General features: G+C 69.3%; 24 protein-coding genes. 14 read left to right on the top strand and 10 right to left on the bottom strand.

All coding sequences use genetic code 11. The annotated features are described in order from the left end of the window. Positions 1-74: 74 nt before the first annotated feature. The 5 genes from recA to LBC97_13550 all read left to right on the top strand — a co-directional run bounded on the left by recA (position 75) and on the right by LBC97_13550 (position 5099). Positions 75-1190, top strand: a complete 1116-nt coding sequence (gene recA, locus LBC97_13570) for a recombinase RecA (GenBank protein ID MDR2567055.1) — start codon at positions 75-77, stop codon at positions 1188-1190. Positions 1191-1193: 3 nt separating this feature from the next. Further along, on the top strand, positions 1194-1676 hold the full coding sequence (locus tag LBC97_13565; GenBank protein ID MDR2567054.1) for a recombination regulator RecX: 483 nt from the start codon (positions 1194-1196) through the stop codon (positions 1674-1676). A 17-nt stretch (positions 1677-1693) separates the two neighbouring features. Beyond that, complete coding sequence (gene miaB / locus LBC97_13560) at positions 1694-3223, top strand: tRNA (N6-isopentenyl adenosine(37)-C2)-methylthiotransferase MiaB (GenBank protein MDR2567053.1); 1530 nt, start codon at positions 1694-1696, stop codon at positions 3221-3223. Continuing rightward, positions 3220-3936 carry a DUF805 domain-containing protein gene (locus LBC97_13555; protein MDR2567052.1) on the top strand — a complete coding sequence of 239 codons (717 nt, stop codon included), beginning with the start codon at positions 3220-3222 and terminating at the stop codon, positions 3934-3936. Before miaB ends, LBC97_13555 begins: the two co-directional genes overlap by 4 nt. 677 nt (positions 3937-4613) lie before the next feature. Further along, entirely contained in the window at positions 4614-5099 is a 486-nt protein-coding gene (locus LBC97_13550; GenBank protein MDR2567051.1) for a DUF805 domain-containing protein, read from the top strand. 30 nt (positions 5100-5129) lie between these two features. Here LBC97_13550 and LBC97_13545 read toward each other — a convergent pair whose 3' ends face one another. Further along, the gene (locus LBC97_13545) at positions 5130-5606 is read right to left on the bottom strand and encodes a TM2 domain-containing protein (GenBank protein ID MDR2567050.1); all 477 of its coding nucleotides are present in this window, start codon (positions 5604-5606) and stop codon (positions 5130-5132) included. Positions 5607-5759: 153 nt separating this feature from the next. Between LBC97_13545 and LBC97_13540 the strand changes: the two genes are divergently transcribed. From LBC97_13540 to dapF, 3 genes are read left to right on the top strand one after another with little or no spacing between them, the layout of a single operon-like run. Next, positions 5760-8594 (top strand): FAD-binding oxidoreductase, encoded by a 2835-nt coding sequence (locus tag LBC97_13540; GenBank protein MDR2567049.1) that lies wholly within the window; start codon positions 5760-5762, stop codon positions 8592-8594. Then, positions 8584-9501 (top strand): tRNA (adenosine(37)-N6)-dimethylallyltransferase MiaA, encoded by a 918-nt coding sequence (miaA, locus tag LBC97_13535; protein MDR2567048.1) that lies wholly within the window; start codon positions 8584-8586, stop codon positions 9499-9501. Before LBC97_13540 ends, miaA begins: the two co-directional genes overlap by 11 nt. Then, positions 9502-10404: a diaminopimelate epimerase gene (gene dapF, locus LBC97_13530; GenBank protein ID MDR2567047.1), complete on the top strand. Its 903-nt coding sequence runs from the start codon at positions 9502-9504 to the stop codon at positions 10402-10404. It begins immediately after the preceding gene. 11 nt (positions 10405-10415) lie between these two features. On the opposite strand, the gene LBC97_13525 is transcribed toward dapF, so the two are convergent. After that, the gene (locus tag LBC97_13525; GenBank protein MDR2567046.1) at positions 10416-11030 is read right to left on the bottom strand and encodes a methyltransferase; all 615 of its coding nucleotides are present in this window, start codon (positions 11028-11030) and stop codon (positions 10416-10418) included. Between the two features lie 24 nt (positions 11031-11054). Between LBC97_13525 and hflX the strand changes: the two genes are divergently transcribed. Continuing rightward, positions 11055-12557, top strand: coding sequence for a GTPase HflX (hflX, locus tag LBC97_13520; GenBank protein ID MDR2567045.1), 1503 nt, complete (start codon positions 11055-11057; stop codon positions 12555-12557). 45 nt (positions 12558-12602) lie between these two features. Here the strand turns inward: hflX and lexA are convergent, their stop codons facing one another. After that, positions 12603-13268: a transcriptional repressor LexA gene (gene lexA, locus LBC97_13515; GenBank protein MDR2567044.1), complete on the bottom strand. Its 666-nt coding sequence runs from the start codon at positions 13266-13268 to the stop codon at positions 12603-12605. Between the two features lie 89 nt (positions 13269-13357). Between lexA and LBC97_13510 the strand changes: the two genes are divergently transcribed. From LBC97_13510 to LBC97_13495, 4 genes are all read left to right on the top strand, one after another. Further along, positions 13358-13828 (top strand): LysM peptidoglycan-binding domain-containing protein, encoded by a 471-nt coding sequence (locus LBC97_13510; protein ID MDR2567043.1) that lies wholly within the window; start codon positions 13358-13360, stop codon positions 13826-13828. A 98-nt stretch (positions 13829-13926) separates the two neighbouring features. Then, complete coding sequence (nrdR, locus tag LBC97_13505; GenBank protein MDR2567042.1) at positions 13927-14406, top strand: transcriptional regulator NrdR; 480 nt, start codon at positions 13927-13929, stop codon at positions 14404-14406. Next, on the top strand, positions 14403-17204 hold the full coding sequence (locus LBC97_13500; GenBank protein ID MDR2567041.1) for a vitamin B12-dependent ribonucleotide reductase: 2802 nt from the start codon (positions 14403-14405) through the stop codon (positions 17202-17204). Before nrdR ends, LBC97_13500 begins: the two co-directional genes overlap by 4 nt. A gap of 76 nt (positions 17205-17280) precedes the next feature. Next, positions 17281-17586, top strand: a complete 306-nt coding sequence (locus LBC97_13495; protein MDR2567040.1) for a helix-turn-helix transcriptional regulator — start codon at positions 17281-17283, stop codon at positions 17584-17586. 94 nt (positions 17587-17680) lie between these two features. Here LBC97_13495 and LBC97_13490 read toward each other — a convergent pair whose 3' ends face one another. The 4 genes from LBC97_13490 to LBC97_13475 form a co-directional block, all read right to left on the bottom strand. Then, complete coding sequence (locus tag LBC97_13490) at positions 17681-18976, bottom strand: hypothetical protein (protein MDR2567039.1); 1296 nt, start codon at positions 18974-18976, stop codon at positions 17681-17683. A 407-nt stretch (positions 18977-19383) separates the two neighbouring features. Continuing rightward, positions 19384-20400 carry a hypothetical protein gene (locus LBC97_13485; GenBank protein ID MDR2567038.1) on the bottom strand — a complete coding sequence of 339 codons (1017 nt, stop codon included), beginning with the start codon at positions 20398-20400 and terminating at the stop codon, positions 19384-19386. 85 nt (positions 20401-20485) lie between these two features. Next, complete coding sequence (locus tag LBC97_13480; protein ID MDR2567037.1) at positions 20486-20974, bottom strand: GntR family transcriptional regulator; 489 nt, start codon at positions 20972-20974, stop codon at positions 20486-20488. After that, positions 20971-21855: a hypothetical protein gene (locus tag LBC97_13475; protein MDR2567036.1), complete on the bottom strand. Its 885-nt coding sequence runs from the start codon at positions 21853-21855 to the stop codon at positions 20971-20973. Before LBC97_13475 ends, LBC97_13480 begins: the two co-directional genes overlap by 4 nt. Before the next feature lie 68 nt (positions 21856-21923). Between LBC97_13475 and LBC97_13470 the strand changes: the two genes are divergently transcribed. Then, complete coding sequence (locus LBC97_13470) at positions 21924-22586, top strand: hypothetical protein (GenBank protein MDR2567035.1); 663 nt, start codon at positions 21924-21926, stop codon at positions 22584-22586. A 13-nt stretch (positions 22587-22599) separates the two neighbouring features. Here the strand turns inward: LBC97_13470 and LBC97_13465 are convergent, their stop codons facing one another. The 3 genes from LBC97_13465 to LBC97_13455 form a co-directional block, all read right to left on the bottom strand. Further along, positions 22600-22845, bottom strand: coding sequence for a hypothetical protein (locus tag LBC97_13465; protein MDR2567034.1), 246 nt, complete (start codon positions 22843-22845; stop codon positions 22600-22602). 73 nt (positions 22846-22918) lie between these two features. After that, positions 22919-24121 (bottom strand): phosphoglycerate dehydrogenase, encoded by a 1203-nt coding sequence (serA, locus tag LBC97_13460; GenBank protein MDR2567033.1) that lies wholly within the window; start codon positions 24119-24121, stop codon positions 22919-22921. Between the two features lie 239 nt (positions 24122-24360). Continuing rightward, positions 24361-26604, bottom strand: coding sequence for an AAA family ATPase (locus LBC97_13455; protein ID MDR2567032.1), 2244 nt, complete (start codon positions 26602-26604; stop codon positions 24361-24363). Positions 26605-26645: the final 41 nt, after the last annotated feature.

Below are 26645 nucleotides of genomic sequence, written 5' to 3'. Positions count from 1 at the left end.
GACGGTGTCAGAGGGCGGTTCTAGCCTGGATAGCGTTCAATCGGATTTCCACGCTAGAAGTGAAGGGCACCCCTATGGCTCAGCTAGACAAAGACAAGGCCTTGGCCAGCGCGTTGGCGCAGATCGACCGCCAGTACGGCAAAGGTTCGATCATGCGTTTGGGCGACGAATCGCACGCGCCGGTCGAAGTCATCCCGACTGGTTCGATCGCGCTGGACGTGGCGCTCGGCATTGGCGGTCTGCCCAGAGGGCGGATCGTCGAGATCTACGGTCCGGAATCCTCCGGCAAGACCACGGTGGCGCTGCACGCCGTGGCCAACGCGCAGAAGGGCGGCGGGATCGCCGCGTTCATCGACGCCGAGCACGCGCTCGACCCGGATTACGCCCGCAAGCTCGGGGTCAACACGGACGACCTGCTGGTCTCGCAGCCGGACACCGGCGAGCAGGCCTTGGAGATAGCCGACATGCTGGTTCGGTCCGGCGCCTTGGACATCGTGGTGATCGACTCGGTGGCGGCCCTGGTGCCGAAGGCGGAGATCGAAGGCGAGATGGGGGACACCCATGTGGGGCTGCAGGCCCGGCTGATGTCTCAGGCGATGCGCAAGATGACGGGCGCGTTGGCCGTGTCCGGGACGACGGCCGTCTTCATCAACCAACTCCGCGAGAAGGTCGGCGTGTTCTTCGGCTCGCCGGAGACCACCACGGGAGGCAAGGCGCTGAAGTTCTACGCCTCGGTGCGCCTGGACGTGCGCCGGATCGAGACCTTGAAAGAGGGCACCGAGCCAGTCGGCAACCGCACGCGTGTGAAAGTGGTCAAGAACAAGGTCGCCGCGCCGTTCAAGCAGGCCGAGTTCGACATCCTTTACGGCCATGGCATCTCGCGCGAGGGCAGCCTGATCGACTTGGGCGTGGAGCACGGCCTGATCCGTAAGTCCGGCGCCTGGTACACCTACGGCGGCGACCAGCTGGGCCAGGGCAAGGAGAACGCGCGTTCGTTCCTGCGCGACAACCCGGAACTGGCGGATGAGATCGAGCAGAAGATTCTTCTCGCCCTGGGCATCACGCCGGGCGGCGCGCCGCCCGTTCCGGTGGTCAACCCGGACGTGGAGGATGCTCCCGACCAGTCTGACCTGGCGGAGGACGTGCGGGCCGCCGCCCGCACATCCCGAACCGCGGCCAAGACCAAGTAACGCATGAAGGTGGATCACCGGGCGGAGTTCGCCCGCTCGATCGCCCTCAAAGCCTTGGATCGGTCGCCACGTTCGCGCGCGCAACTGGCGGAACTGCTGACGCAAAAGGACGTGCCGGACCAAATAGCGGCCGCGCTCTTGGACCGCTTCGAAGAAGTGGGGCTGGTCGACGACCGCTCGTTGGCGGAGATGCTGGTGCGAACACGGCACGCCGAACGCGGGCTGGTCGGCCGCGCCTTGGCGGCGGAGCTTCAGCGCAAAGGGATCGACCCTGAGACCGCCCAGGCCGCCATGGCGCAAGTGACCAGGGAGGACGAACTCGAGGCCGCCGAGTGTTGGGCCAGGAAGAAGCTGTCCGCCACCCGGGGTCTGGCGCCGGAGGCGCGGCTCCGCCGGACGGCAACGCTGTTGACGCGGAAGGGGCACGGTCCCGGCGTGGCCTTCGCCACCGCGAAACGGCTGCTGGCCGAGGAACTGACGGCCTAGCTAGGCTTGAGCGCGCTATGACTGTCACACCGCCGCGCACCTACGCCGTGCGCACCCTTGGCTGCCAGATGAATGTGCATGATTCGGAGCACATTGCGGGCCTGCTCGAGGCGGCGGGTTACGTGGCGGCGGATGGCGCCCCAATCCGGGCGCACGGGATCCCCGAAGCCGACGTGGTGGTCCTCAACACCTGCGCGGTCAGGGAAAACGCGGCCACCCGGCTGTTTGGGAATCTGGGCCAGCTCCGCCAGCTCAAACAAGAACGGCCGGGCATGCAGATCGCGGTGGGCGGCTGCCTGGCCCAAAAGGACCGGGCTGGCATTGTGGAGAAGGCGCCCTGGGTGGACGTGGTCTTCGGCACGCACAATCTGGGCGCGCTGCCCGCGCTTCTGGACCGCGCCCGTCACAACCAACAGGCGCAAGTCGAGATCGAAGAGGCGTTGACGGTGTTCCCGTCAACTCTGCCAACCCGGCGGGACTCGGCTTTCAGCGCGTGGGTGTCCATCTCGGTTGGCTGCAACAACACCTGCACCTTTTGCATTGTCCCGTCGCTGCGCGGGCGTGAACGCGACCGCCGGCCGGGTGACATCCTGGCGGAAGTCGAGGCGGTGGTGGCCTCTGGCGCCGTCGAGGTCACCCTGCTGGGCCAAAACGTCAACTCCTACGGCGCCGAATTTGGCGACCGGGGGGCATTCGCCAAGTTGCTGCGGGCGGTTGGGCAGGTGCGCGGCCTGGAACGACTGCGTTTCACCTCGCCGCACCCGGCGGCGTTCAGCGACGACGTGATTGCCGCGATGGCCGAGACGCCGGTGGTGGCCCGGCAATTGCACATGCCTTTGCAGTCCGGCTCGGATCGGATTCTGCGCGCCATGCGCCGCTCCTACCGGGCCGCGCGCTTCCTCGGCGTGCTGGAACGGGTGCGGGCGGCCATGCCGGATGCCGCCATTTCCACGGACGTGATAGTGGGCTTCCCGGGCGAGACGGAGGCCGACTTCCAGGCCACGCTCGACCTGGTGGCCGAGGCCCGCTTCGCCAGCGCGTTCACCTTCCAATACTCGATCCGGCCGGGCACCCCGGCGGCGACCATGCCGGATCAGGTGCCGCCCCAGGTGGTGGGGGAGCGCTTCGGCCGCCTGGTCGAGTTGCAGGACGGGATCAGCGAGGAGGACAACGCCGCCCAGGTTGGCAAACCCGTCGAGGTGCTGGTGGCGGCCGGCGAAGGCCGCAAAGACCGGTTGCGGTCCCGCGTTTCCGGCCGCAGCCGCGAAGGCCGCCTTGTCCACATCGCGTTGCCTACCGCCCCCGCTTCGGCGGGAGCTTTGGCGGCTGGGCTGGAAACTGCCTCCCATGCCGCGGCCCAGCCCGGCGACATAGTGCACACGGTGGTGACGGACAGCGCGCCGCACCATTTGATCGCGGACGCGGCCCTGTCGGGCGGGCCGTTCCAGGTTGTCCCCTACGCGGAACGCCGGCCGGACGCGGCGCCGCCCCACGCGGCGCGGCCCGGCCGCCTGGCGCCGTTGAAGTTGCGGGTCGCGGCACGGTGACCCGCCATCCCGATCCCGGCCCGGCGCCGCGGTTCGATTGGCGGACCGGGCCGTCCACGGCGCCGGGGCCCGATCCCTTCTACCGCGAATACGCGGCCGCCGAACCGCAGGCCGTCGGCGTCCATCCGCCGGGGCCAGAGGATCCGGCCGCCCCGCCCGTCCCGGATCCCGCCGAACAGTTCCCGACCCAGGCGGGCCGGCGGACCTACGAGTTGCCGAACCCGGACATTGTGCTGCGTTCTATGACAGGCGTGAAACCGGCGCTGAACCAGCCTTGGTACGGGATTGGCTTCACGGATGCTTTCAAGCGGGCGTTCCAAAAGCAGGGGGATTTCTCCGGCCGCGCCTCGCGCGGCGAATTCTGGTGGTTTTTCCTGGCCAACTCGCTGATCGAGACGGGGGTCGTTGTGGTCACCTTTCTGGTGAGCCCCGGCTTGGCTTGGACCATTGTGTATGGCGGCCTCAACCTGCTCCCATTCAGCGCCGCCAACGCCGAATGGGTGCCGGCCTACCTTTTGCTCGGCCTTGGGGCCCTGTGGTGGCTTGTCTCGCTCTTCCCCAAGCTCGCGGTGACCTGGCGTCGCCTCCACGACGCGGGCCATTCGGGCGGCTGGTTCTTCATCCAGTTGATCGTGTCCCTGGCCCAGCCCGCCGCGCTCGCCGGCGCTCGATACGACCAACACGCGTTTGGGCAGACCACCGTGATTGGCTGATTCGGTCCCGCAGGCGCCGCGACAGCCACTCATTGACGCTCGGTCTCTGCGTTTGTGGCCGCTGCACTCGCCGGAGCGCCCGGTTCGGGGCCCGTGATGGCTCATTGTCAAGGGCTCGCGTGGCCGACGTCTGGTGGCGCGACCTGCGCTGGGGTTATGCTGGCGCTGGCATTTGCACCCCAACCGAAGGCCAAGCCATGACCATCCCACCTTTCGCCGCGCCGAGCGATCCGTACGGTCAGGCGGTTCCGCCGCCCCCCTACGGCCAGCCGGTTCCGCCGTCGCCCTATGGCCAGCCGGTTCCGCAACCCCCATACGGCCAGCCAGGTTCGCAACCTTTCGCTGGCACCCCGAGCCCCTACGCGCCGTCGGCGCCAAGTTCGGCGCCTGACCCGTTTTACAGGGGACCGGTCGCGGGACAGCAGCCGCCGCCCGGCGCCGGCGCGGCCTATGGCCAGTCCCAGTATCCCGGCGCGGCAGGCGGTTACGGCGCCCAGCCCGGCTACGGCCAGCCTCAGTTTGGCTCGTCCCCATACGGCCCGCCCCCCTACAGCCCGGCGGGTTACGGCCCCACCGGCTACGGCCCGGCCACCTATCCGCTGTCGAACGAACCGCTCAACGTCCCGCCCATCCCGCGGGCTAAGCCGCCCCTCGATCAACCTTGGTATGGAATCGGTTTGTTCGGCGCCTTCAAACGCGCGTTTCGGAAGTACGCGACTTTTTCAGGCCGCGCGTCGCGCGCTGAATTCTGGTGGTTCTTCCTGGCGAACTTCCTGATCACGTTGGGCCTCGGGGCCGGCATGGTAATAGCGGCCAACGCCGCCACCGGGAATGACTTCATGGAAACCGCTTCAGATTTCAGGGCCGGCGGATCCCCTGCGTCCCTCGCCGAGACGGTGTCCGCGCTCATCTTCGTGATTGCCTATCTGGTGTGGATCCTGGGCACATTCATCCCCAACCTGGCCTTGTTTTGGCGGCGTCTGCATGACGCGGGGCACTCGGGCGCTTGGTTTTTCCTCCTGGTCGTCGCGGGTGGTCTTGGTGCCTTTGCCCCCTACCCCCTTGGCAACATCACGGTTTTGATCGCTGAGGTAGTGCTGTTGATCTTCTTGGTCCAGGGGCCTTCTGAAGCCGGCAGGATGCTGTACGACCGCCGCCGTTGACCTGGCCGCAGGCCGGGGAAGCCGTCCGGGCTATTCGAGCGGGAAGCCGTGGGCGTCGTAGGCCCACGAGGTGCCGGGCTTGGCGGTTAAGATCATGATCCCCTCGATCAGGCCCCAGATCCCAGAGACGAATCCGAGGAATCCCAGGCTCAGAACTGTGATCAGAAGCTGGGCCACGGCGGGGCCGGTGCGGCCCAAATAGAAGTTGTGGACGCCAAAAGCGCCCAAGAAGATCCCCAGCAGGCCCGCCGCTATCTTCGACTTGGCGTTGGGGTTTGGCGGATAGTAAGGCTGGTATCCGGGCCCCGGAGGCGGATAACCAGTCCCGTAACCCGGCGCTGGAGGCGGATAGCCCTGCCCGTACGGGGGCTGGCCGTAGGCCGGCTCGCCGTATTCGGGCGGATAGCCCGGCTGGCCGTACTCGGGTTGTTGATACGGATACGCCGGCTGTCCCGGCTCGGGTCCGTTCGACGGCTCCGGGTTGACGGGGTCCTGGGGGACAGTCATCGCGCGACTCCTCCATTCAGATCGTGTGGAAGCTGGCTGCAACGGTACCAGCGAATGACAGGGCGTTTCCGGGCGCGGCGCCGCCGAAACTAGACGGGACCGTGACAGGTCGCAGTTCGGAGCCCCGTGCTTCAAACGCCGCGGCGCCCAATCATGGGAGACTATTGTCACGTGGACCCGAACTCGCTTGCCGAACCGCTGGCTGCCGCTCTGGCGAAGGAGCTGCGGGGCGAGGTCGACACGACCACGCTGAGCCGGGCCATGTATTCGACGGACGCGTCGAACTACCGAGTGGTCCCCGCCGTCGTGGCGTTCCCGGAAGACGACCACGACCTGGCCGTCATTGGCGACATCGCCCGGCAATTCGAGGCCCCGGTGACCATGCGCGGCGCGGGCACCTCCTGCGCGGGCAACGCCGTGGGCGCCGGAATTCTGGTTGACACCTCGCGCCACCTGAACCGCATTCTCGACATCGACGTGGCCGGCCGCACCGCGACGGTCCAGCCGGGCGTGGTGATGGACTCCCTGCAGCGCTTGGCGGCGCCACACGGTCTCCGCTTCGGCCCCGATCCGTCCACGCATTCCCGTTGCACCTTTGGCGGCATGATCGGCAATAACGCTTGCGGCAACCACGCGGTCGCCTATGGCCGCACGGCGGACAACGTGGTGGCGTTGACTCTGATCGACGGGCACGGCCGCCGTCTTGAGGCGGGCGCGGGCGGCCTTGACGCGGTGCCCGGCTTGACGGAGTTGGTCGCCGCCAATCTCGCGGTGATCCGCACGGAGTTCGGGCTTTTCCGCCGCCAGCTCAGCGGCTACGGCCTTGACCACCTCCTTCCCGAAAAGGGCGCCCACCTCGCCAAAGCCCTGGTCGGCGGCGAGGGAACCCTCGGCATGGTGACCGAGGCGACGTTGCGTCTGGTTCCGCTGGCAAGGGCCCCGGTTTTGGTTGTGTTGGGCTACCCGACCTTGCCCGATGCCGCAGACAACGTCCCAGCCCTCCTCCCGCTGGGCCCGTTGGCCGTTGAGGGGCTGGACGCCCGCCTCTTGGAGGTGTACTTGCGCCATCGGGGCCGTGCGCCCGACCTGCCGGAGGGCCGCGCGTGGCTGATGGTCGAGGTCGAGGACGAGGCGGCCGCCCAAGGCGTGATCTCCGCCGCCTCCACCCTCCACCACCAGGTTTTTCCCTCGGGTCCTCAGGCCCGGGCGATGTGGCGGATCCGCGAGGACGGCGCGGGCCTGGGCGGCCGGACGCAGCACGGTCATCAGGGCTGGCCGGGTTTTGAGGACGCCGCCGTGCCACCCCAAAACTTGGGCGCCTATCTGCGCGCCTTCGACCGACTGTTGGACGAGTTCGAATTGGAGGGGTCTCCCTACGGCCATCTTGGCGACGGTTGCGTCCACATTCGAATCGATTTCCCGTTCGAGCGCGGCACGCGGGTCTTCCGGGGCTTCATGGAGGCGGCCGGGGAGCTGGTGGTGGCGCATGGGGGCTCGCTCTCCGGCGAGCACGGCGACGGCCGGGCGCGCTCCGAACTGTTGAAGCTGATGTACTCGCCCGCCGCGATCAAGGCGATGGAGCAGTTCAAGGGCCTGTTCGATCCGCTGGGGCTGATGAATCCGGGGGTCAAGGCGGCTCCGGCGCCGCTTGACGCGGATTTGCGGTGCCCGGCGGCTCGGCGGCTGCCCGCTCGCGGGGGATTCGCGTTCAAGTCGGATGGCGGCGACATCACCAAGGCGGCGCATCGTTGCACCGGCGTGGCGAAGTGCCACGCCGACGGGTCGCCCGCCGGAAGCTTCATGTGCCCGTCGTTCCTGGCCTCGGGCGAGGAGAAGGACTCGACGCGGGGGCGGGCGCGGGTGCTGCAGGAGGTTGCGAACGGCTCGTTGATCGGGCATGGCTTCGACGCTCCCGAACTGGCCGAGGCGCTCGACCTGTGCTTGGCTTGCAAGGCCTGCTCAAGCGACTGCCCGGCCGCCGTCGACATGTCGCGGCTGAAGTCCGAGTCGCTGTTCCGGCGCTACCGGCGCCGGCCCCGGCCGCTGGTGCACTACCTGCTGGGTTGGCTGCCGCGCTGGACCCGCCTGGCGAGCCGGGTCCCCGCGCTGGCGAACCTGGCTTTGCACGCGCCCATCCTCGGCAAGGCGATTCTGCGGCTGGGCGGATTGGACACGCGGCGGTCGCTGCCGCGCTTCGCCGCCCAGCCCTTCCACAGCCAGGCGGCCGCGCCTGCGCCGGCGGGCGACACCAGCCAGGTCAAAGGCGCCAACCCGGTGCTGTTGTGGGCGGATTCTTTCAGCTCCGCCCTTGACCCGGAGGTGGATCTGGCGGCGGCACGGGTTCTCGCCGCGGCCGGGCACACGGTCTACACAGTGCCCCCGGCGGCGTGCTGCGGTTTGACTTGGATCACCACCGGCCAACTGGGCGGCGCCAAGCGGCGGTTGGCGGATCTGATGAACGTGCTGGGCCCGTTCGCGGTCAACGGACTGCCGATTGTCGGGGTCGAGCCGAGTTGCACGGCGGCTCTGCGCTCCGACCTGGTGGATTTGCTCCCAAACGACCCCCGCGCGGCGGCGGTGGCGCGCTCCGTCAAGACATTGGCCGAACAGCTGACCGCGGATCTGGAGGCCGGACGTTGGCGCGGCCCCTCCCTGGACGGCCTTGACCTGGTGGCCCAACCGCATTGCCACCATCACGCGGTGATGGGCTGGGACGCCGATTTCAAGCTGCTGACCGGCCTGGGCGCCAAGGTCAAACGGCTCGCCGGGTGCTGCGGAATGGCGGGCGACTTCGGCATGACGCCCGGACACTACGAGACGTCCGTCAAAGTGGCCCAACGCTCGCTGCTGCCCGCGCTGGCGGACGCGCCTGACGCGGTTTTCCTGGCGGACGGGTTCTCCTGCCGCACCCAGGCGGCCGATCTGGCCGGGCGGCGCGGGGTTCACCTGGCCCAGCTTCTCGCCGAGCGTTTGGGCAATGCGGCCTGAGCTGTTCGCCATTGTCGGCCCGACCGCCACCGGCAAGAGCGAGTTGGCGCTGGACCTGGCGGAATGCCTGGGCGGCGAGATCGTCAACGGCGACGCCATGGCCCTCTACCGGGGAATGGACATCGGGACGGCGCGGACTCCGGAAAGCGGCCGGCGCGGCATCGCGCACCACCAAGTGGACGTGCTCGACGTGACGGAGGAGGCGTCGGTGGCGGCCTATCAACGGCACGCGCGGGACGACATCGGCGGCGTGTGGGCGCGGGGGCGGCAACCAATCCTGGTGGGAGGCTCGGGCCTGTATGTCCGGGCGGTCACCGACGTGATTGAGTTCCCCGGACAGGATCCCGTGGTCAGGGCCAAATGGGAGGCCCTTGGCGAGGAACGGGGCGCCGCGTTTCTGCATGGCGAGTTGGCGCGACGCGACCCGGCGGCGGCGGCCGCGATCCTGCCCGGGAACCTCCGGCGGATCGCGCGGGCGCTGGAGGTGATCGAACTGACCGGACGGCCGTTCGGCGCCCACCTGCCCGCCTACACCGCCTGGCGGCCGCTTCGGATCATTGGCTTGCGGCGCGACCTGGCCGAACTCGACGCGCTGATCGACCGGCGGGTGGGCGGCATGATGCGGGCCGGCCTGATGGAGGAGGTCGCCCGGCTGGACGCCCGGGGTTTGCGGCGGGGCCGGACGGCGTCAAGGGCGATCGGCTACCGGGAGGGGCTCGCCGTCCTTGACGGCGAACTGGGCGCTGACCAGGCGGAATCCCAAATCGCGCTGGCCACCAGGCAACTGGCCCGGCGGCAGTTGAAGTGGTTCCGGCGCGATCCGAGGATCGTTTGGCTGGACGCCGCCGCGCCGGACCTGACCGATCAGGCCTTGGCGGTACTGCGCGATGAGGAAAACTCACGCTGATTGGCTTATGCTGACCGGGTGCCAAACGACATGACCCCCTTGCCGGAGGGGTTGGCCTTTACCAAGGGTCAGGGCACCGGCAACGATTTTGTGCTGTACGCGGATCCCGCGGGGGAGCGCCCGCTGACCAAGGAATTGGCGGCGGCGCTGGCGGACCGGCGATTCGGGATTGGCGGCGATGGCGTCATGAGGGCCGTTCGCGCGTCGGCGACCGAAGACGGGGCCGACGCGGCGGCGGCCGGGGCCGAATGGTTCATGGACTACCGCAACGCGGACGGGTCGCTGGCGGAGATGTGCGGCAACGGCATCCGCGTCTTCGCGGCGTTCCTGCTGGCCGAGGGGCTGGCCGACCTGTCGGACGGACAGGGCCTGCGGATAGGCACGCGCGGCGGCGTGGTCACCGTCCGCCAAGAGGACCAGGACTATGTGGTCGACCTGGGGACGTGGAAGTTCTGCGGCGGCCAGGGGGCCGTCCGGCGCGGTTGCGACAGGCAGGTCTTCGTCGACGGCCTGGACCGGCCGCTCGGCGGGCTGACGGTCGACGTCGGCAATCCGCATGTCGTGGCGCCCGTCACGGCCGAAGAACTGGCCGCCTTGGACTTGTCGGACGCGCCCAAGCTGACGCCGGCGCCGACGGCCGGCGCGAACGTCGAGTTCGCGCTGATCGACCGGGCGGCGGGCGTGATCAAGATGCGGGTTTACGAACGCGGCGTGGGGGAGACCTTGTCTTGCGGCACCGGCGCTGCGGCGGCGGCCCTGGCCGCCTGGGCCTGGGCGGGCGCGGCGGGCCCGACCACCTGGACCGTGGAGGTTCCCGGCGGAACCCTGGGCGTCCGGATGGTGGACGACGTGGTCGAGTTGACCGGCCCGGCCAAGCTGGTCGCCAAGGGCGAAATCCTCTGACGTCTGGCGGGTCAGGCGGTGCGGGCCGCCCGGATGATTCGGTAGCCTTTCGCGCTGGCCAGCTTCGCGGCGCGCCAACCCGGCTCGGAGTCAAGCCAACGGCTGAGCGAATCGGCCCCGAGGTTCTTTTGGACCACCAGGTCCGCGTGCGCGCCCGCGCGCAGACGGCCAAGCCATTCCCGCAGCAGCCGGCGCAGCGCGTCCTTGCCGATCCGGATTGGCGGATTGGACCACAGCAAGTCGAATTCGAGACCGGCGGGAACGGCGCCGGGCAAGGCGGCGCGGACGTTGGCCAGGCCGAGCCGCTCGGCGTTCAGGGCGGCCAACTGGAGCGCGCGCGGGTTGACGTCCACAGCCCAAACCTGCGCCGCGGGCGCCAGGCGGGCCAGGGTGAGGGCGATGGGTCCCCAGCCGCAGCCCAAGTCCAGGAACTGGCCGGTCGCGGGGATAGCGCCGCCCAGTCGGTCCTCGGTCCGCAGCAACTGCGCGGTGCCAAGGTCCAGGCGGCCGGAAGCGAAGACTCCCGGCGCGGAGACCACACGGGCGGGGGCTCCGGCCAGGCGGACTTCGAACTCCTTCAGTTCACGGGGCGGGACCTCGGGGGCGGGTTCAAAGTAATGCGACACAGGCCAAGAGTAATGTGAGGCGAGATGACTGAATCAAGGTGGCCACCGCGCCAAGGTCCGGCGACCGCCCAAACGGCCGGTTCGGGCGGCGGCGGCGGGCAGGGCCGAACGCCCGGGCAAGAGCCGCGGGAGCATTCCCGTGACGAGCGGTGGGACCAACTGGAGCGCGAGGAGCGCGCGGCCCTGCAACGAGTCGCCGGCCTGGCGACCGAACTCGACGACGTCAGCGAGGTCGAGTACCGCCAACTGCGCCTGGAACGGGTCGTGCTGGTCGGCCTGTACGGCGGCGACGTCACCAAAACGGAGGCGGAGGCGTCCCTCGGCGAACTGGCGGCACTGGCGGAGACGGCGGGTTCGGAGGTGTTGGACGCGGTTTTGCAGAAGCGTCCGCAGCCCGACCCGGCCACCTACCTGGGCTCTGGCAAAGCGGCCGAGTTGGCGGACCTGGTCAAGACTCTGGGGGCGGACACGGTTGTGACCGACTCGGAGTTGGCCCCGTCTCAGAGGCGGGCGCTGGAAGACGTGGTCAAAGTGAAGGTGGTTGACCGCACGGCGGTCATTCTCGACATTTTCGCCTCGCACGCCAAGTCCAGGGAGGGGCGCGCGCAGGTCGAACTGGCCCAGTTGGAATATCTGCTGCCGCGCCTGCGCGGCTGGGGCGAGTCGATGTCCCGTCAGGCTGGCGGCCGGGTGGCCGGCGGCGCCGGGATCGGCTCGCGCGGCCCGGGTGAGACCAAGATCGAGTTGGACCGCCGCCGCATCCGCACCCGGATGGCAAAGCTCCGCCGCGACATCAAGGCCATGGCGCCGGGCAGGGCGGCGCGCCGGTCCCAGCGCGAGCGGGCCGGGGTTCCCTCGGTCGGCCTGGTCGGCTACACCAACGCCGGGAAGTCTTCGCTGCTCAACGCGCTCACGGGCGCAAACGTGCTGGTGGACGACCAGCTTTTCGCCACCCTCGACCCCACCGTGCGGGCGGTCAAGACCGGCGACGGCCGCCTCTACACCATTGCCGACACGGTCGGGTTTGTGCGCCGGTTGCCCCACGAGTTGGTCGACGCCTTCGCCTCCACTTTGGAGGAGTCGGCTTTGGCGGACGTTCTGCTGCACGTCGTGGACGCCTCGGCGCCGGACGCGGAGGGCCGCATCGAAGCCGTCCGCCAGACGTTGGCGGAGATCGCCGGGCCCCAGGAGCGGGGCCGGGAGTTGATGGTTTTCACCAAGTCCGATGCCGCCGACCCGGCCGAGCTAGACCTGTTGATGTCCGCTCATCCCGGTTCGGTCGCCGTCTCCTCGCGCACAGGCCAGGGCTTGGAGGACCTGGGCCGGGCGATTGAGCGGGCGCTGCCCCGTCCGCCGGTCGAGGTCGACGTGGTGGTGCCGTTCACCAGGGGCGACTTGGTCGCGCGAACCCACCGGCAGGGCGAGATCCTGGGGCAAACCTATGAGGCTGCGGGCACGCGCCTGCGCGCCCGCGTCCCGGAGGCGCTGGCCGCAGAATTGGCCGGAGTGGACGCGGCGGTGGGCTGACCGGCCGGCCTGCCGCCTGGGGCGCGCGTGGGGCGTGGGGCCGGGCTAGAGGCTGCGGAGAACGCAGGTGACCCGGCCGAGGATGCGGGCCTTGTGCCCCTCTATCGGCTCGTAGGCCGGGTTGGCCGCGCGCAGCCACACCCGGTTGGTGGAGGTGTCGAGGGTCTTGACGGTCGCCTCGTCGCCGATCAGGGCGACCACGATCTCGCCGTTCTCAGCAGTCGGCTGCCGCCGCACCACCACCTTGTCGCCGTTCGCGATGGCGGCGTCAATCATGGAGTCGCCGTGGACAGTCAACATGAAGACCTCGCCGTCGCCGACCAGTTCGCGGGGAAGCGGATACAGGGCTTCGACGTTCTGTTCGGCCAGGATGGGATGGCCCGCGGCGATCCGGCCCACCAACGGCACATACCGCGGTTTGGGCTCTTCCGCGCCCGGTCGCAGCAGTTGGGGCATGTCGGCGTTCGGATCGATCACCTCCATGGCGCGGGGCAGGCGGCGGTCGCGGCGGAGATAGCCTTTCGCCTCGATCACCTCGAGTTGGTGCTTGACGCTGGAGGGGCTGGTCAGGTTGACCGCGTCGCCGATCTCCCGCATTGACGGGGCGTAGCCGCGGCGCTCCAGTGACTCCTTGATCACGTCCAGGATGGCCCGTTGCCTGGGGGACAGGCCGCGCTGGGTTGTCTTGGGGTACTTCTTGTCTTGATTCATGATCTCTCCTGCGTTTCCCCTGGTGGAAACAGTGTCAGAGGTTGGGTGTTGGCTACCAGCATAGTCGAAGTCTGGCCAAAATGGAACAGATGTACTACGTGAAGGGAAGGCGAGTTATGACAGCGGTGATGATGGCCTCCGGGACGCGGGGGCCGGTTGGCAAGTGGGCCGGCACGCGGGCCCCGCGGCGGGCGGTTCGCCAAGATGTCGCGGGCGGCGCGTGGACCGGCGGGATGGCTCCCCGGAGCCGGACAGGCGCCCGGCCCCGGCCTGGCGGCCAAGCCTCGGAATTGACGCGGCGCGGTTGGATCGTGGTCGCCGGGTTGGCCCTCGCGCTGGCGGCCGGAGCGTTTCGGGCCGGCGCGGCCACGGCGGACGAGCGCTATGTGCCGACCCGGCAAGTGGTGGTGCAGTCCGGCGACACGCTCTGGTCGATCGCCAGCGCGCTGGCGGACGGCGGCCAAGACGTGCAAGGCGTGGTGACCCGTTTGCAACGTATCAACGGGCTGAGGGGCTCCACGCTCCAGGTCGGCGACGTGCTGGAGGTTCCAAGGGAGTGAGCGAACCGGCCTGGGGCGGTCGGTTCGATTCCGAAGTCGGCCCAAGATGTAGTGGGTCGCCGCTTGAATCGGCCCAATATCTTGTTAGAGTGTTCCCCGTGCATTGCCCGTTCTGCCGCCATGAGGACTCGCGCGTGATCGACTCGCGGACGGCCGAGGATGGCACCTCGACCCGTCGGCGCCGCCAGTGCCAATCGTGTTCGCGGCGCTTCACCACCGTGGAGACGGTGGCGCTTGCGGTCATCAAGCGGTGCGGCACAACGGAGCCGTTCAGCCGGGACAAGGTGGTGCGCGGAGTGCGGCGGGCCTGCCAGGGCCGCCCGGTCAGCGAAGACCAGTTGACCATGCTGGCCCATCAGGTTGAAGACCAGATCCGGTCAACCGGCGCGGCCGAGGTCGATTCGCACCAGGTGGGGCTGGCAGTGCTCGGCCCGCTCAGGCGGCTGGACGAGGTCGCGTACCTCCGGTTCGCCTCGGTCTACCGCTCTTTTGAGTCAATTGACGACTTCCTCAAGGAGATCGCCGTCCTTCGAGGACCAGGCGAAGACAACGATTTGGAACAGGAACAGGAATCATGACCCAGACAACTTCGACCCCTGCCGCCCGCCAGCTTGACCGCGGATTAACCATACCGAGAGTGTTTTCCAAGCCGTCCGTTCATCCCTACGCGGAGGTCGACTGGGAGGCGCGGGACGTGGTCCAGACCAACTGGAAGACGGGGGAGATGGTCTTCGCCCAGTATGGCGCGGAGTTCCCGAGCTTCTGGTCGGTCAACGCCTCCACGATCGTCGCCACCAAGTATTTTCGCGGCGCCCTGGACACCCCCGAGCGGGAATACTCCCTGCGCCAAGTCATCGACCGGGTGGTCGGCAAGTACCGGCAGGCGGGTTTGGACGCCGGCTATTTCGCCAGCCCCAAGGACGCCGAGGTCTTCGGCGACGAGTTGACCTGGCTGCTGTTGCACCAGCACTTCTCGTTCAACTCGCCGGTTTGGTTCAATGTGGGCACCCCCTCCCCGCAGCAGGTCTCGGCTTGCTTCATCTTGTCGGTTGACGACTCCATGGAGTCGATTCTGAACTGGTACCGGGAAGAGGGCATGATCTTCAAAGGCGGCTCCGGCTCGGGGGTCAACCTGTCGCGAATCCGGTCCTCAAAGGAACTGCTGCGCTCGTCTGGCGGCACGGCATCGGGACCCGTGTCGTTCATGCGCGGCGCGGACGCCTCCGCCGGGACCATCAAGTCCGGCGGCGCCACCAGGCGCGCCGCCAAAATGGTCGTCTTGGACATTGACCACCCCGACATCGAGGAGTTCGTGGCGACCAAGGCGCACGAGGAGAAGAAGATCCGGGCGTTGCGAGACGCCGGCTTCGACATGGACCTGGACGGGCGGGACATCTCTTCGGTCCAGTACCAGAATGCCAACAACTCCGTCCGGGTGTCCGACGAATTCATGCGGGCGGTGGAGAACGGCGCCAGCTTCGGTCTGCGCGGCCGCCTGAACGGCGAGGTCATCGAAGAGGTTGACGCCCGCCAACTGTTCCGGAAGGTGGCCCAGGCGGCCTGGGAGTGCGCCGATCCGGGGATCCAGTACGACGACACGATCAACGCTTGGCACACCTCGCCGGAAACCGGGCGCATCACGGCCTCGAACCCCTGCTCCGAGTACATGCACCTGGACAACTCGTCTTGCAACTTGGCCTCGCTGAACCTACTCGCCTTCGTGGGATCCGACGGCGCCTTCGAAGTGGCCCGGTTTGAGCGGGCGGTCGAATTGATCATCACCGCAATGGACATCTCGATCACCTTCGCCGATTTCCCGACCGAGTCGATTGGGGCGACCACCAGGCGCTTTAGGCAACTTGGGATTGGGTACGCCAACTTGGGCGCGCTGCTCATGGCCTCCGGCCTGGCCTATGACTCGGACGCCGGGCGTTCGCTCGCGGCCGCCATCACCTCGCTGATGACCGCCGCGGCCTACCGGCGCTCGGCCGAACTGGCGGCGGTCGTCGGCCCCTATGACGGCTACGCCCAAAACGCCGCCGCCCACCAGCGGGTGATGCGCAAACACCACGCCGCCAACGACGCGCTGACCCCCTCCTCCGCTCTTGACGGGGACGTGCATCGGGCTGCGTCGAAGGCGTGGGAGGACGTGCTGCGCCTGGGGCAGGAGAACGGGTGGCGCAACGCCCAGGCCTCGGTGCTGGCGCCCACCGGCACAATCGGCTTCATGATGGACTGCGACACAACCGGCATTGAGCCGGACTTCTCGCTGGTCAAGTACAAGAAACTGGTCGGCGGCGGGTCCATGCAGATTGTCAACCGGACCGTGCCGCTGGCGCTCGCCAAGCTGGGCTACGAGCCGGAGACCATCGAGGCGATCGTCGAGCACATCACCGAGCACGGCCATGTGGTGGACGCCCCAGGCCTCAAGACCGAGCACTACCCGGTCTTCGACTGCGCCGTGGGCCAGCGGTCGATCGGCCCCATGGGCCACGTGCGCATGATGGCGGCGGCCCAGCCGTTCCTGTCCGGGGCCATCTCCAAGACGGTCAACCTGCCCGAATCGGCCACCGTCGAGGAAATCGAGGACGTCTATTTCCAAGGTTGGAAGCTGGGCCTCAAGGCGCTGGCGATCTACCGCGACAACTGCAAGGTGTCGCAGCCGCTCTCAGACGCCAAAGCGAACAAGGAGCCCAAGGCCAACGCCGCGCCGTCGCATCAGCCGTCCCGGCGGCGGCTGCCGAAGCGGCGGTATTCGATCACCACGTCCTTCTCCGTGGGGGGCGCCCAGGGGTACATCACTGCGGGCTGCTTCGACAACGAGCACCGCGAACTGGGCGAGGTCTTCCTGAAACTCGGCAAGCAGGGCTCCACCCTGGCCGGGGTGATGGACGCCTTCTCGATCGCGGTTTCGATCGGCCTGCAGTACGGGGTGCCCCTGGAGACCTTTGTCCAGAAGTTCACCAACCAGCGTTTCGAGCCGGCCGGCCTGACAGACGACCCGGACGTGCGGATGGCCCAGTCGGTGATGGACTACATTTTCCGCCGCCTGGCCTTGGACCACCTGTCCTTCGAGGCCCGTTCGGCGCTCGGCATCTACACGGCGGCGGAACGCGAGCGCCAACTGGAGACCGGTTCCTACGACGATTTCGAGGACGTGGACCCGGACACGGTCAGCCAGGGCGTCGCGATTGAACGGGGACACGCCACCAGCGCGGCCCCGGACAAGCGCGTGCATTCGACAGCCGAACTGTTCGAGGCCCTTCAGGGCCGGGCGGCGGACGCCCCCATCTGCATGACTTGCGGCACCAAGATGCGGCCCTCCGGCTCCTGCCACGTCTGCGAGGGCTGCGGCGCCACCAGCGGCTGCAGCTGACTATCGCTAAAGGCCAAGATTCCCGCCGTTATGGGTTGTAATGACGGGAATCTTTGTCATAAATGAAGGGGGTGGCGTGGTCAAGCGGCCGTCGACCCTGGCAGTTCGAGACCTGGCTCGGTTCGGCGTGAACCTGGCAAACTGGCGGAAGATCCAGCGATTGACCGCACGGATGGTGGCGGAACGGGCTGGAATCAGCCGCGACACCCTGCGCGCCATTGAGCATGGGCAGGGCGGCGTGTCGATCGAGAACGTGTTCCGCGTGCTGCGGGTTCTGGGCCAGTCAGAGGCGGTGATCAGGGCAGTTGACGCGCTGAACTCGGATCACGGCCGGTTGGTGGCGGAGCGCGCCCTGGTGTCTCGGGTGAGGACTCCGAAGTGAACCACCGTGTTGAGGTCTATTGCGAGTTGCCGAACGGCGAGACGGTGCCGGCGGGCTATCGGCGCTATCCGCCTTCGGGCCAGCGCCGCTTTGGCTATCCGCCCAGGTAGTCTTCCAGCGCGGCGACCATTTGGTCGAGCTCAGACTTGTGCTTGGCGACGAACTCCTCTTGGGCTTCGCGTTGGAGGGTCAAGAACCGCTGGATGTAGTCAGTTTCCTGGCGGCATTTGAAATCCGCCACCGCGATGGCGATCTCCCTCGGGGTGCCAGTCAAAGACGCGTATTCGAGCGGGATCTTGTCTGGCAGACCGGTCCACCACTCGCCGTCCTGGTTGGTGTTGAAAGCCATGCTCCAGGCGCCTGTCGGTCCATCGGCGTCGGATGTGGGGGCGCCCGCGATCCGGGACCCCTCCGGCTCGGGGAAGTCCCGCTCGAAGCATTCCCTCCACTCGGTGTCCAGGGCGTCGACTTCCTGGCGTCTCAAGAATGTGCCAGCGGCAGGCCGGTCGCCGGGTGTTATCTGCGCGTATGGGTCGCCGCCCTCGTCCCGCATGCGGTCGATGAGGTCCTCGTACAAGGTGATTGGGGACTCCTCCGCCACCTGCGCCCAAGGGTAGGGGTGCGCTTCGGACGCGCCTAGCATGCAGCCGCCTTGCGCGGGCAGCGGCGCCCCAGGGTCCGCGCCCTGCGCGAACCAGTCGGCCAATTCCCGCCCCATCAAGGCGATCTGGTATTCCTCTTGGGCCGAGTGGCTGAGCGAGGAGACGTAATCGGCGTTGCGGTCCGGCTGGTCGTCCGTTTCGGGAGCCGCCGCGGTGTCGCTCGGGCCGATGCCCTGCGAGTAGCCGTACCCGTAGCGTTCGACTTCTGCCAGGTCATCCGGCATCCACGGCACCCATAGCTTCCGGTCGCCTGCCTGATCGTTCGACGCGCCCTCGGCGGGCGGTTCGACCGCCTTTGGGTAATACTCGAAGCCCTTGTCCTTCATGCAGCTGGCGATCCACTTTTCCTGTTCGATCTCCCATTGGCCGCCGTCGCCGGAGGCGACGTCGGACATTCGCAGATAGGTCGCCGCGATTAGGTCACTGTAGTAGTCGAAGGGCAATTCCGCGCGGTCGACCCAAAGCCTGGCCTCCGGCGCGTCACCCCGCGCCGCCAGGCTGGCTGGTGCCGACGAGTGCTGCGTCGAGGGGCTGGCCGCCCGGTGAGAATCATCGGCTTTGCAGCCACCAACCCCCGCTACCGCCAAGAGCACAACGAATACCGCATTAGCTGCTCGGCCCGGGACCTGGCCACCACGGGCTGGGCGGCGGGTGATAACGCCGCCCAGCCCGCAGGTCTTGGTTAGGCTGACTATTGCGAAGGGCTTGAGGGGCTTAGTTTCAGACATAGACGGGCTGGCCACCGCCCCACAGCGGGCTCACGACCCACTTGTTCCCGTCTGACATGTACGTCTCCTCGCCGTACTTCAACTTGGGGCGAGTTTCCGTCCCATACCTGCCGTCAACGCCGATGCCGTATCCTTTCGGGCTTGTAGCGGAGGCGTCGAGGGGCGCGCAGCAGGCATTAGTCCGACGAAGCCAGCCGGATCGGGGCGATCCAGTCTGCACAATCTACCCCGAAAATCCCCGTGACCTGGGACCAGGGTCCCTTGACTCTTCGCGCCGTGGGTCCCCGTGACCGCGCGGTTCGCGGTGCAGCGTGCCCTCGCGAAACGTGCGTGGGATCCGAAGGGCCGCACCGAGTCGAGGTCCACTGCGAACTGTCGGTCGGCGAGACGGTCGCTGAACAAGGGGACTACCGGGCCTGAGCGCGCGGGTTGGCGGCCGGCACGGAGCCGACCCGCGCGCGGGTGGCGGCCACCAGGTCCGTGTCGATCTCCGCGATCGCCAAGCCTTCGGGTTCGTCCGCCAGGCCGGCGCGGATGATCCCGGCCGGGTCGATGATCATCGACCGGCCGATCGTGTCTTTGGCGCGGGTGCCGGCGGCCAGCAGGTAGGCGCAATTCTCAATGGCGCGGGCGCGGGCCAGCGTGGCCCATTGATCCTCTTTCAGCGGGCCGCGCGCCCAGGCGGCGCTGAGCGTCAAGATCTCCGCGCCCGCCCGGGCGAGTTGCCGGGCGTGCTCCGGGAAGCGCAGCTCATAGCAGTTGACCAGGCCCAGCGTCAGGCCAGCCAGTCGCACCGGCCTGACCATACCCGCCTCGCCGGGCCTGACCATGGCCGATTCCCGTCCGCCGAAGGCGTCGTAGAGCCGGGTCTTCGCCTGCACCGCGATGATGCCGTCCGCCGGGTCCCAGGCCAACAGAACGTTCCAGGGCCTGGTCCCCTCTGGCCCGTCCGGCGTCGCCCCGGCCCCGCCAGGCGAGTCGGCTCGGCCATGCGCCTCGGAGTCTTCAGCCGTCCCCGCGTTTGCCATGGCCGGGAATCCGGGTCGTCCGTCCCAGGACCGCCCCGCCGCGTCGGGTGCCTTGGCCGCCGGGTCGGCGGCGCGGCCAGCCGAATCAGGGCAACCGCCGTGCCAGCAGGGCGCCATCGGCGCGCCGAACGGGGCGAAACCGCCGGCGACAATCGCGAGGTCGAGCCGTCGGGCGGCATCGCGCACCGCCTGGGGCCACCAATCCCACGCTGGCGCGACCAGGGCGGCGAAATGGGCGGCGTCCTCCCCGCGCTGCGCCAGCATTGTCTGCTCGGGCAGCACCAGCAGCCGCGCTCCGCCCTGGGCGGCCTGTTCGGCCAGCCGCATCGCGGCCTCCCAATTGGCCGCCGCGTCCTCGGTGGGAGCCAACTGGCCCACCGCCACCTTGATCTTCACGCCGTCCAGTACACCACAACGGCCCGCGCCCAACGCGCCCCCGCGACAGGCCGACCTTCGCAGGCGCGCCCTGCGGGCGCGGCGTTCAACGCGCGCCAGGAGGCTTTGGCTGGTGTTCGGCCGCGACCAGGCCGGACGAGTGGTCGGCCTGGCCGTCCGGCGCTCGCCCGCTGTCCGTGCCCGGCGCGTCGAGCCTGTCGAGCTCCCGCTGCGCGGCGACCAGGGCGGCCGCCGCCGCCGACTCGCCGAGGCCCAACTGGCGGGCTAGAACGGCGAGCCGCCAGGCGGCATCGTGCAAGCGGGTGGCCGCCTCCCCCCGGGGCAGGCTCCCGCCCCGATTCGGCGCCACCACCGTGCCCTGGCGGCCGGACGACCTGATCAGGCCGTCGCGGGCCAACTGCTCATAGACCTTCGCGACGGTGCCGCGCGCCAGGCCCAAGTCGGCGGCCAAGTGGCGGATGGCGGGCAACCGGGCGCCGTCGGCCAGCGAACCGGACCGGATGAGCAGGCCGATCTGGTCCCTGAGCTGCGCTCCCACGGGCAAGTCGGAGTCGGGGTCAACGCTGAGGATCATGCGAGCGCGGCGGCCCTTGCCCGCCGCCAAGCACGGGGCGCGTGGAGCGAGCCGCGGTGCACCGCCCAAAAGGCCGCGGCGAGCGGCGCCCAGACGAGGGCGCCGAAGGCGCCGTCCAGAAGAACGCCGAAGACCCAAGCCGTGGTCAACAGCCCAATGGCTAGCTGAGTCCAGGCGAGCGACACGGCGCTGAGCGCGCGGAGGCGGGCGTCGGCGCGCATCGCCCCGGGCTCCAGGAGAGGCCGCCGGCGCGACCAGATGGCGTCCTGCGTGAGTTCCGACAAGGCGACCACGACGGCGCCCGTGGCCGCGCAGGCGAGCGGTGCCCAGTTTCGCCACGCGGCGCCGGCGGCCAGGCCGCCGGCCAGGCACGCGGCGACCAGCGCCCAACTCCAAACGCGCGGAGACCGGCCCGGTCGCTTGGGCCTCGGCTCAAGCCTGGCGCTGACCGGGGCGCCCGCCGGACCGGGCCGCAAACGGTAGGCCTGGGCGAGGAGGGCCCCGGCCACGGTCCCGGAAAGGCAGGCGAAAACGGGGTCGAGCGGCAGCGACGGGCCGCTGGCGCCAACCCAAATGCCCTGGTAGACCCGAACCTGCACAATCACCGCGAGGATCACGCCAGCGGCGCCGCCAACCAGCTGGTAGCGGCTCTGGCGAGCCAGGTAGGCCCGGTAGAGCCCGGCCAAAGCGGGGCCTTGGCCGGCGGGAGGCAACCCGAACGGATCGCCGCCGGCGGAGCCGCCCGCCAAAGGGGCTTCGGGGGTGGCCGCCCAGGTTATGTCCTCGGGGGTTGGGTAGCGCCAGGCCCGCCGGACCAGCCAGAGGAGCAACGCCAGGCCGATGGCGAACGGCGCCAAGGCCACGCCGGCGACGATTCCCATGGGCCGGCTACCCGAGCACCGGCTGCGGAGGCTTCCGTTTTGTCATATTGTCATAGTACAATGTGACTATGTTCAAGGCAAGGCGCCCCGGGGGCGGCTCGGCCGGCCTGGCTCAGGCGACCGAATCGCTGGACGCCGCGTATGCGGCGCTGTTGCCCAGGCCCTCGCGCTGGCGCGCCGTGGCGGTCGGGATCGTGCTGGCGGCCCTGGCGGCGGCGGCCTGGTTCTCGCCCCACTTCGCGCGGCCGTCGCTCCTGAGCGGCGACCGGCAGGGATACAGCCATTCGCTGGCCGGCGGCCGCTTCGTGCTGACCGGCGAGCAGCTGCGGGCGTCCGGCGCGCCCACCGTGACGCTGCGCAAGGTGGCGAACCCCGGCGAGGTCGAATTGCTGGGGGTGTGGGTGCTGGACGGGGACCAAGAGGGGCGGCTCGCCATGGCGCTTTGGGACGGCGGGTTCAGCGAGGTGGACGCCGCCGACGCGGCTGGGATGATCGAGCGACTGGAGGCGGCCGGCGCGCCGCTTTCCGCCGCGACCGAACCGCCCGCAAAGATCGGCGCCGGCCAATCTGGATGGTTGGTCCTCCTCTGGCGGGCGCCGCCGCGCTGCGGCAACGCCTCCGCCGAACAATTCCTGGACCTCTCGCTGGCGGGCATCGGGCCCGTCACCCGGACCGAGCGCTTCAACCTTCTCGCCGAACCGACCACGTGCTTCCAAGACAGCGACCTGTAGCCGCCGGGCAAGGTCACAGGTCCGGGTCGCCGGTGATGTCGCGGGCGCGCTCCAGAACGCCCTTCGGCCAGACCGGCTCTGGCCGCCAATGGCGGATCCAGGCCACCAACTCGCGGTAGCCGATCGCTGTGGACTGGGCCACGAACAGTCGGCGTTTGCCAAGGCCAATCGCCACAACGCCGGGGGTGGGATCGCTCGCGGTTGCCGGTCTCAGGCTCTCAATGTCGCGGACCTTGAATTCGCGGGCCTGGCCCCACATTGGGACCGCCCGCGGGCGGGACCACGGCCCCGAGCGCCGCCACGCGGGCCAACCGCCCGGACCTGAAAAGCGCTCAGTAGAGAACGCGCAGGCGGATCGTCTCGTCGAGGGAGGCGAGGTACTCCAGCGATTCGGCGTCCTTGGGCGAGCCGACGTCGGTGATCGCGTAGCCCAGTTCGTCGCGCGTCCCCAGGACCTGGCCCACAATGTTGACGCCGCGTCCCGCCAGCGCCGAGTTGATGGAGGCCAGCACGCCCGGAATGTTGCGGTGCAGATGCGCCACGCGGTGGTCGCCCCGCGCCCCGCCCTCCAGGGTCAGGGAGGGCAGGTTGACGGAGAGCGAGGACGAGCCGGTCTTCCAGTAGTCCCGCAGTTTGCCCGCCACGAACCGGCCGATGTTCTCCTGCGCCTCCTCGGTGGAGCCGCCCACGTGCGGGGTCAGGATCACGTTGGGCAGCCCCCGGAGTTCGGAAACGAACGGGTCGCCGGACGCGTTCGGCTCGGCCGGGAACACGTCGACGGCCGCGCCGGCCAGGTGGCCGGATTCGACCGCTTGCCGCAAAGCCCCCAGCTCGACCACGTGCCCCCGCGACAGGTTGATGAAAACGGCCCCCTCGCGCATGGCGGCGAATTCGTCCGGCCCGATCATGCCTTGGTTGGAGGAGCGTCCGTCCACGTGCAGCGAGATCACGTCCGCGATCTGAAGCAACTCGTCCAGCGAGTCGACCCGGCGGGCGTTGCCGAGCGCCAGTTTTTCGGCGACGTCGTAGAAAACCACCGTCATGCCGAGCGACTCCGCCAGCACCGAAAGCTGCGACCCGATGTTGCCGTAGCCCACAATCCCCAGAGTCCGCCCGCGCACCTCGTGCGAGCCGGCCGCCGATTTGCGCCAGACCCCGTCGTGGAGCGACCGGTCGCGCTCGGTCAAACGCCTGGTCAGCGCGATGATTTCCGCCACAGCCAGCTCCACCACCGAGCGGGTGTTGGAGTAGGGGGCGTTAAACACCGCGATCCCGGCCCGCGAGGCCGCCTGCAACGCGATCTGGTTGGTCCCTATGCAAAACGCCCCGATCGCCAGCAGTTCCGGCCGCGCCGCCACGACCGCCCGCGTGACCTGCGTCTTGGAGCGGATGCCGAGCAGTTCGACCCCGTCCAGGGCGGCGATCAAGTCGTCCTCGTCCAGCGCCTCGCGGCGGGTCGTCACTTCGACGCCGGCGCGCCCCAGCAGGCTGGCCGCGACGGGGTGGATGTTTTCAAGGAGGAGGGCTTTCGGCACCGTCAAATGTTAGCGCCCGTCGGCTTTCCCCAAGGCCGCCGATGCCGTCCGCCCAGGTCCCCGACGTTCCACGAGATTCCGCCGATGCCGTCCGTCCGGCGAGGTCCGGCAGGCGCCGCCGCCGGGCCGCCCGCGGGCGGCCCCGCCAAGACGCCCCCTCTACCCGTTGGGCGGCCCCAGCGGCGGCCATTGTGGCCGCAGCTTCAGACACCCGCCCCCCTCTTGTTGGGCGGCTCCGCTCAGTCCGCGGCGGCCGGGCGCAGCAGCCAAAGGCGGCGGGTCGGCCGGGTCATGGCGACGTAAAGGTCGGCGGCGCCGGTGCGCCGGTCGAACTCGGTGGCGGTGCCCGCGCCGGCGGCCACCGCCTCCGGGGAAAGGATTATGACCTCGTCAAACTCGAGTCCTTTGACCTGCGCGGCGTCGAGGATCGCCAGCGGGAAGTCCAGGGGGTTCTCGCCCTCGCGCGCCACCTTGTCCGCCAATTCCCCCTCGGCGACGGCGGCGCGCAGCGCCGCCAACTCCGCCCCGGCCGCGATCACCGCGACCCGGCCCGTCTCGCCGCGCGGCAGCCGCGCCCGGGCCAGCCCCAACGTCTCCCCGACCGGATCGGCCACGTCGCACTCCATCAGCGAATTGGGCGTGTCGCGGGCGGCCATGTCGTGGCCCACCGGCAGCCCGGCGGAACGGGCCAAGTCTTGGGCGGCGGCCACCACGGCCGCCGGGGTCCGGTAGTTGACGGTCAACTCCTCCAGCCGCCAGGCTCCCCGGCCGAGCACCCGGTCGAGGGAGGCGTTCCAGGAGCCGGTCGCGCCGGGGGAGCGGGTCTGGCCCGAGTCGCCCACAATGGTCAGCGAGCGGGTGGGGCAGCGCCGCAGCAGCGCCCGCCAGTCCATTGGCGTTAGCTCCTGGGCCTCGTCGATCACAATGTGGCCGTACGCCCAGGCGCGGTCCGCGCCGGCCCGCTCCGCCAGGGTCAGGGCCGGGCCGGAGGCGGCGAACCGCCGCGCCAACTGCTCTGGGGAGACCAGGCCGGAACCGCCCTGCCCGGCCAGCACCAGGCCCGCGTATTCCACGTCGCGGCGCTGCTGGAGGGCGGCGTGGCGCAACTCGGCCTGGGCGGCGGCATCGTCCTCCCCCAAGAGCTCGGCGGCCTCGTCGATCAGCGGCACGTCGGACACCGTCCACGGCGAACCGGCGGGCCGGGCCAAAGCCGCCCGGTCGGCGGCGCTCAACTGCGGGGCGCAGTACTCCAGCAGGTGCGGCTTGGCGTAGAGGTCCTCCAAGAGCCGCTTGGGCGTCATCGGCATCCAGCACAGGTTGATGGCGACCCGCACGTCGCGAGCGGAACGCAGGTCGGCGGCGACCTCGTCCAGGTCGGTGAGCCCCTCGGCACCTGACTGTTCGGCGAATTGCCTGGCCAGACGCTTGAGGAGCTCGCGGACAAAGACCTTGCGGGCCAGGTTGTAGGGCTTGGAGGAGGCACGGGCCAGCTCCCGAGCCTCGGCCACGTCCGCCACCCGCAGCACCAAGTCGTGGCCCAGCACGGGCAGCGCGATGTCGCGGCGCGGCAGCCGCTGGCGCTCGCGGACCGCCCGGCGCACCACGTCCACTAGTTCCAGACGGCCCTTGATCGCGGCGACCTCCGGCCGGTCGGCCGCCTGGGCGGTGAAGCCGGGCACCAGTTCGGCCATGGTGGTGGCCACCACGCCCGTCTCGCCAAGCGAGGGCAGGACCCGGTCGATGTAGCGGAGGAAGATCCGGGTGGGGCCGACAATCAGGACGCCGGAGCCGGCCAGCCGGTCCCGGTGGGTGTACAGCAGGTACGCCGCGCGGTGCAGGGCGACCGCGGTCTTGCCTGTGCCGGGCCCGCCCTGGACCACCAGCGCGCCCGCCAGGTCGGACCGGATGATCCGGTCTTGCTCCGCCTGGATGGTCGCGACTATGTCGTTCATCCGCCCGGTCCGGCCGGCCGCCAGGGCCGCCATCAACGCGCCCTCGCCCGCCAGTTCCACGGCCTGCGCGTCGCTGACGCCGGACGCGGCCTCCAAGTCCAGCAACTCGTCCTCTACGGCGGTAACGCGCCGTCCGGCCGTGGTGATGTGGCGCCGCCGGGCCACGCCCAGGCGATGGTTGGGGGTGGCCTGGTAAAACGCCTCCGCCGCCGGCGCCCGCCAGTCCGTCAGCACGGGCGCCTGGTGCTCGTCCTGCAGGCCGATCCGCCCGATGTGCCGGACTTCCGAGTCGTCCATCGTCAAGGCGCCGAACACCAGCCGGTCCTCGACCGACTCCAGTTGGGCCAGGCGATCCGCGTGCAAGGTGGCGAAGGCGTCGCGTTCGGAGCGGTTCTGCGGCGAGCCGCCCGCCCGCGAGGTCTTGACTTTGGCCAGGCGTTCGCGGGCCTGTTCGCGCAGGTCGTCGAGGCGTTCGTAGAGGCGGTCAACATAGCGTTGCTCTCCGGAGATGGGAGAGATGGTAGCGGCCAAGAGCTGGTTCCTTCAGGCGAAAAAACGGAGCCATCAAGTCT

The sequence above is a fragment of the Bifidobacteriaceae bacterium genome (assembly GCA_031281585.1).
Taxonomy (GTDB): domain Bacteria; phylum Actinomycetota; class Actinomycetes; order Actinomycetales; family WQXJ01; genus JAIRTF01.
Note: the sequence above shows the minus strand (reverse complement) of the source record. Positions and strands in the feature narration are given on the sequence as shown.

Coding starts and splice junctions, on each gene's coding strand:
- recA (MDR2567055.1), top strand. CDS start 75: ATGGCTCAGCTAGACAAAGACAAGGCCTTGGCCAGCGCGTTGGCGCAG.
- LBC97_13565 (MDR2567054.1), top strand. CDS start 1,194: ATGAAGGTGGATCACCGGGCGGAGTTCGCCCGCTCGATCGCCCTCAAA.
- miaB (MDR2567053.1), top strand. CDS start 1,694: ATGACTGTCACACCGCCGCGCACCTACGCCGTGCGCACCCTTGGCTGC.
- LBC97_13545 (MDR2567050.1), bottom strand. CDS start 5,606: ATGACTGTCCCCCAGGACCCCGTCAACCCGGAGCCGTCGAACGGACCC.
- LBC97_13540 (MDR2567049.1), top strand. CDS start 5,760: ATGGGAGACTATTGTCACGTGGACCCGAACTCGCTTGCCGAACCGCTG.
- miaA (MDR2567048.1), top strand. CDS start 8,584: ATGCGGCCTGAGCTGTTCGCCATTGTCGGCCCGACCGCCACCGGCAAG.
- hflX (MDR2567045.1), top strand. CDS start 11,055: ATGACTGAATCAAGGTGGCCACCGCGCCAAGGTCCGGCGACCGCCCAA.
- lexA (MDR2567044.1), bottom strand. CDS start 13,268: ATGAATCAAGACAAGAAGTACCCCAAGACAACCCAGCGCGGCCTGTCC.
- LBC97_13510 (MDR2567043.1), top strand. CDS start 13,358: ATGTACTACGTGAAGGGAAGGCGAGTTATGACAGCGGTGATGATGGCC.
- LBC97_13500 (MDR2567041.1), top strand. CDS start 14,403: ATGACCCAGACAACTTCGACCCCTGCCGCCCGCCAGCTTGACCGCGGA.
- LBC97_13490 (MDR2567039.1), bottom strand. CDS start 18,976: ATGTCTGAAACTAAGCCCCTCAAGCCCTTCGCAATAGTCAGCCTAACC.
- LBC97_13480 (MDR2567037.1), bottom strand. CDS start 20,974: ATGATCCTCAGCGTTGACCCCGACTCCGACTTGCCCGTGGGAGCGCAG.
- LBC97_13475 (MDR2567036.1), bottom strand. CDS start 21,855: ATGGGAATCGTCGCCGGCGTGGCCTTGGCGCCGTTCGCCATCGGCCTG.
- LBC97_13470 (MDR2567035.1), top strand. CDS start 21,924: ATGTTCAAGGCAAGGCGCCCCGGGGGCGGCTCGGCCGGCCTGGCTCAG.
- LBC97_13465 (MDR2567034.1), bottom strand. CDS start 22,845: ATGTGGGGCCAGGCCCGCGAATTCAAGGTCCGCGACATTGAGAGCCTG.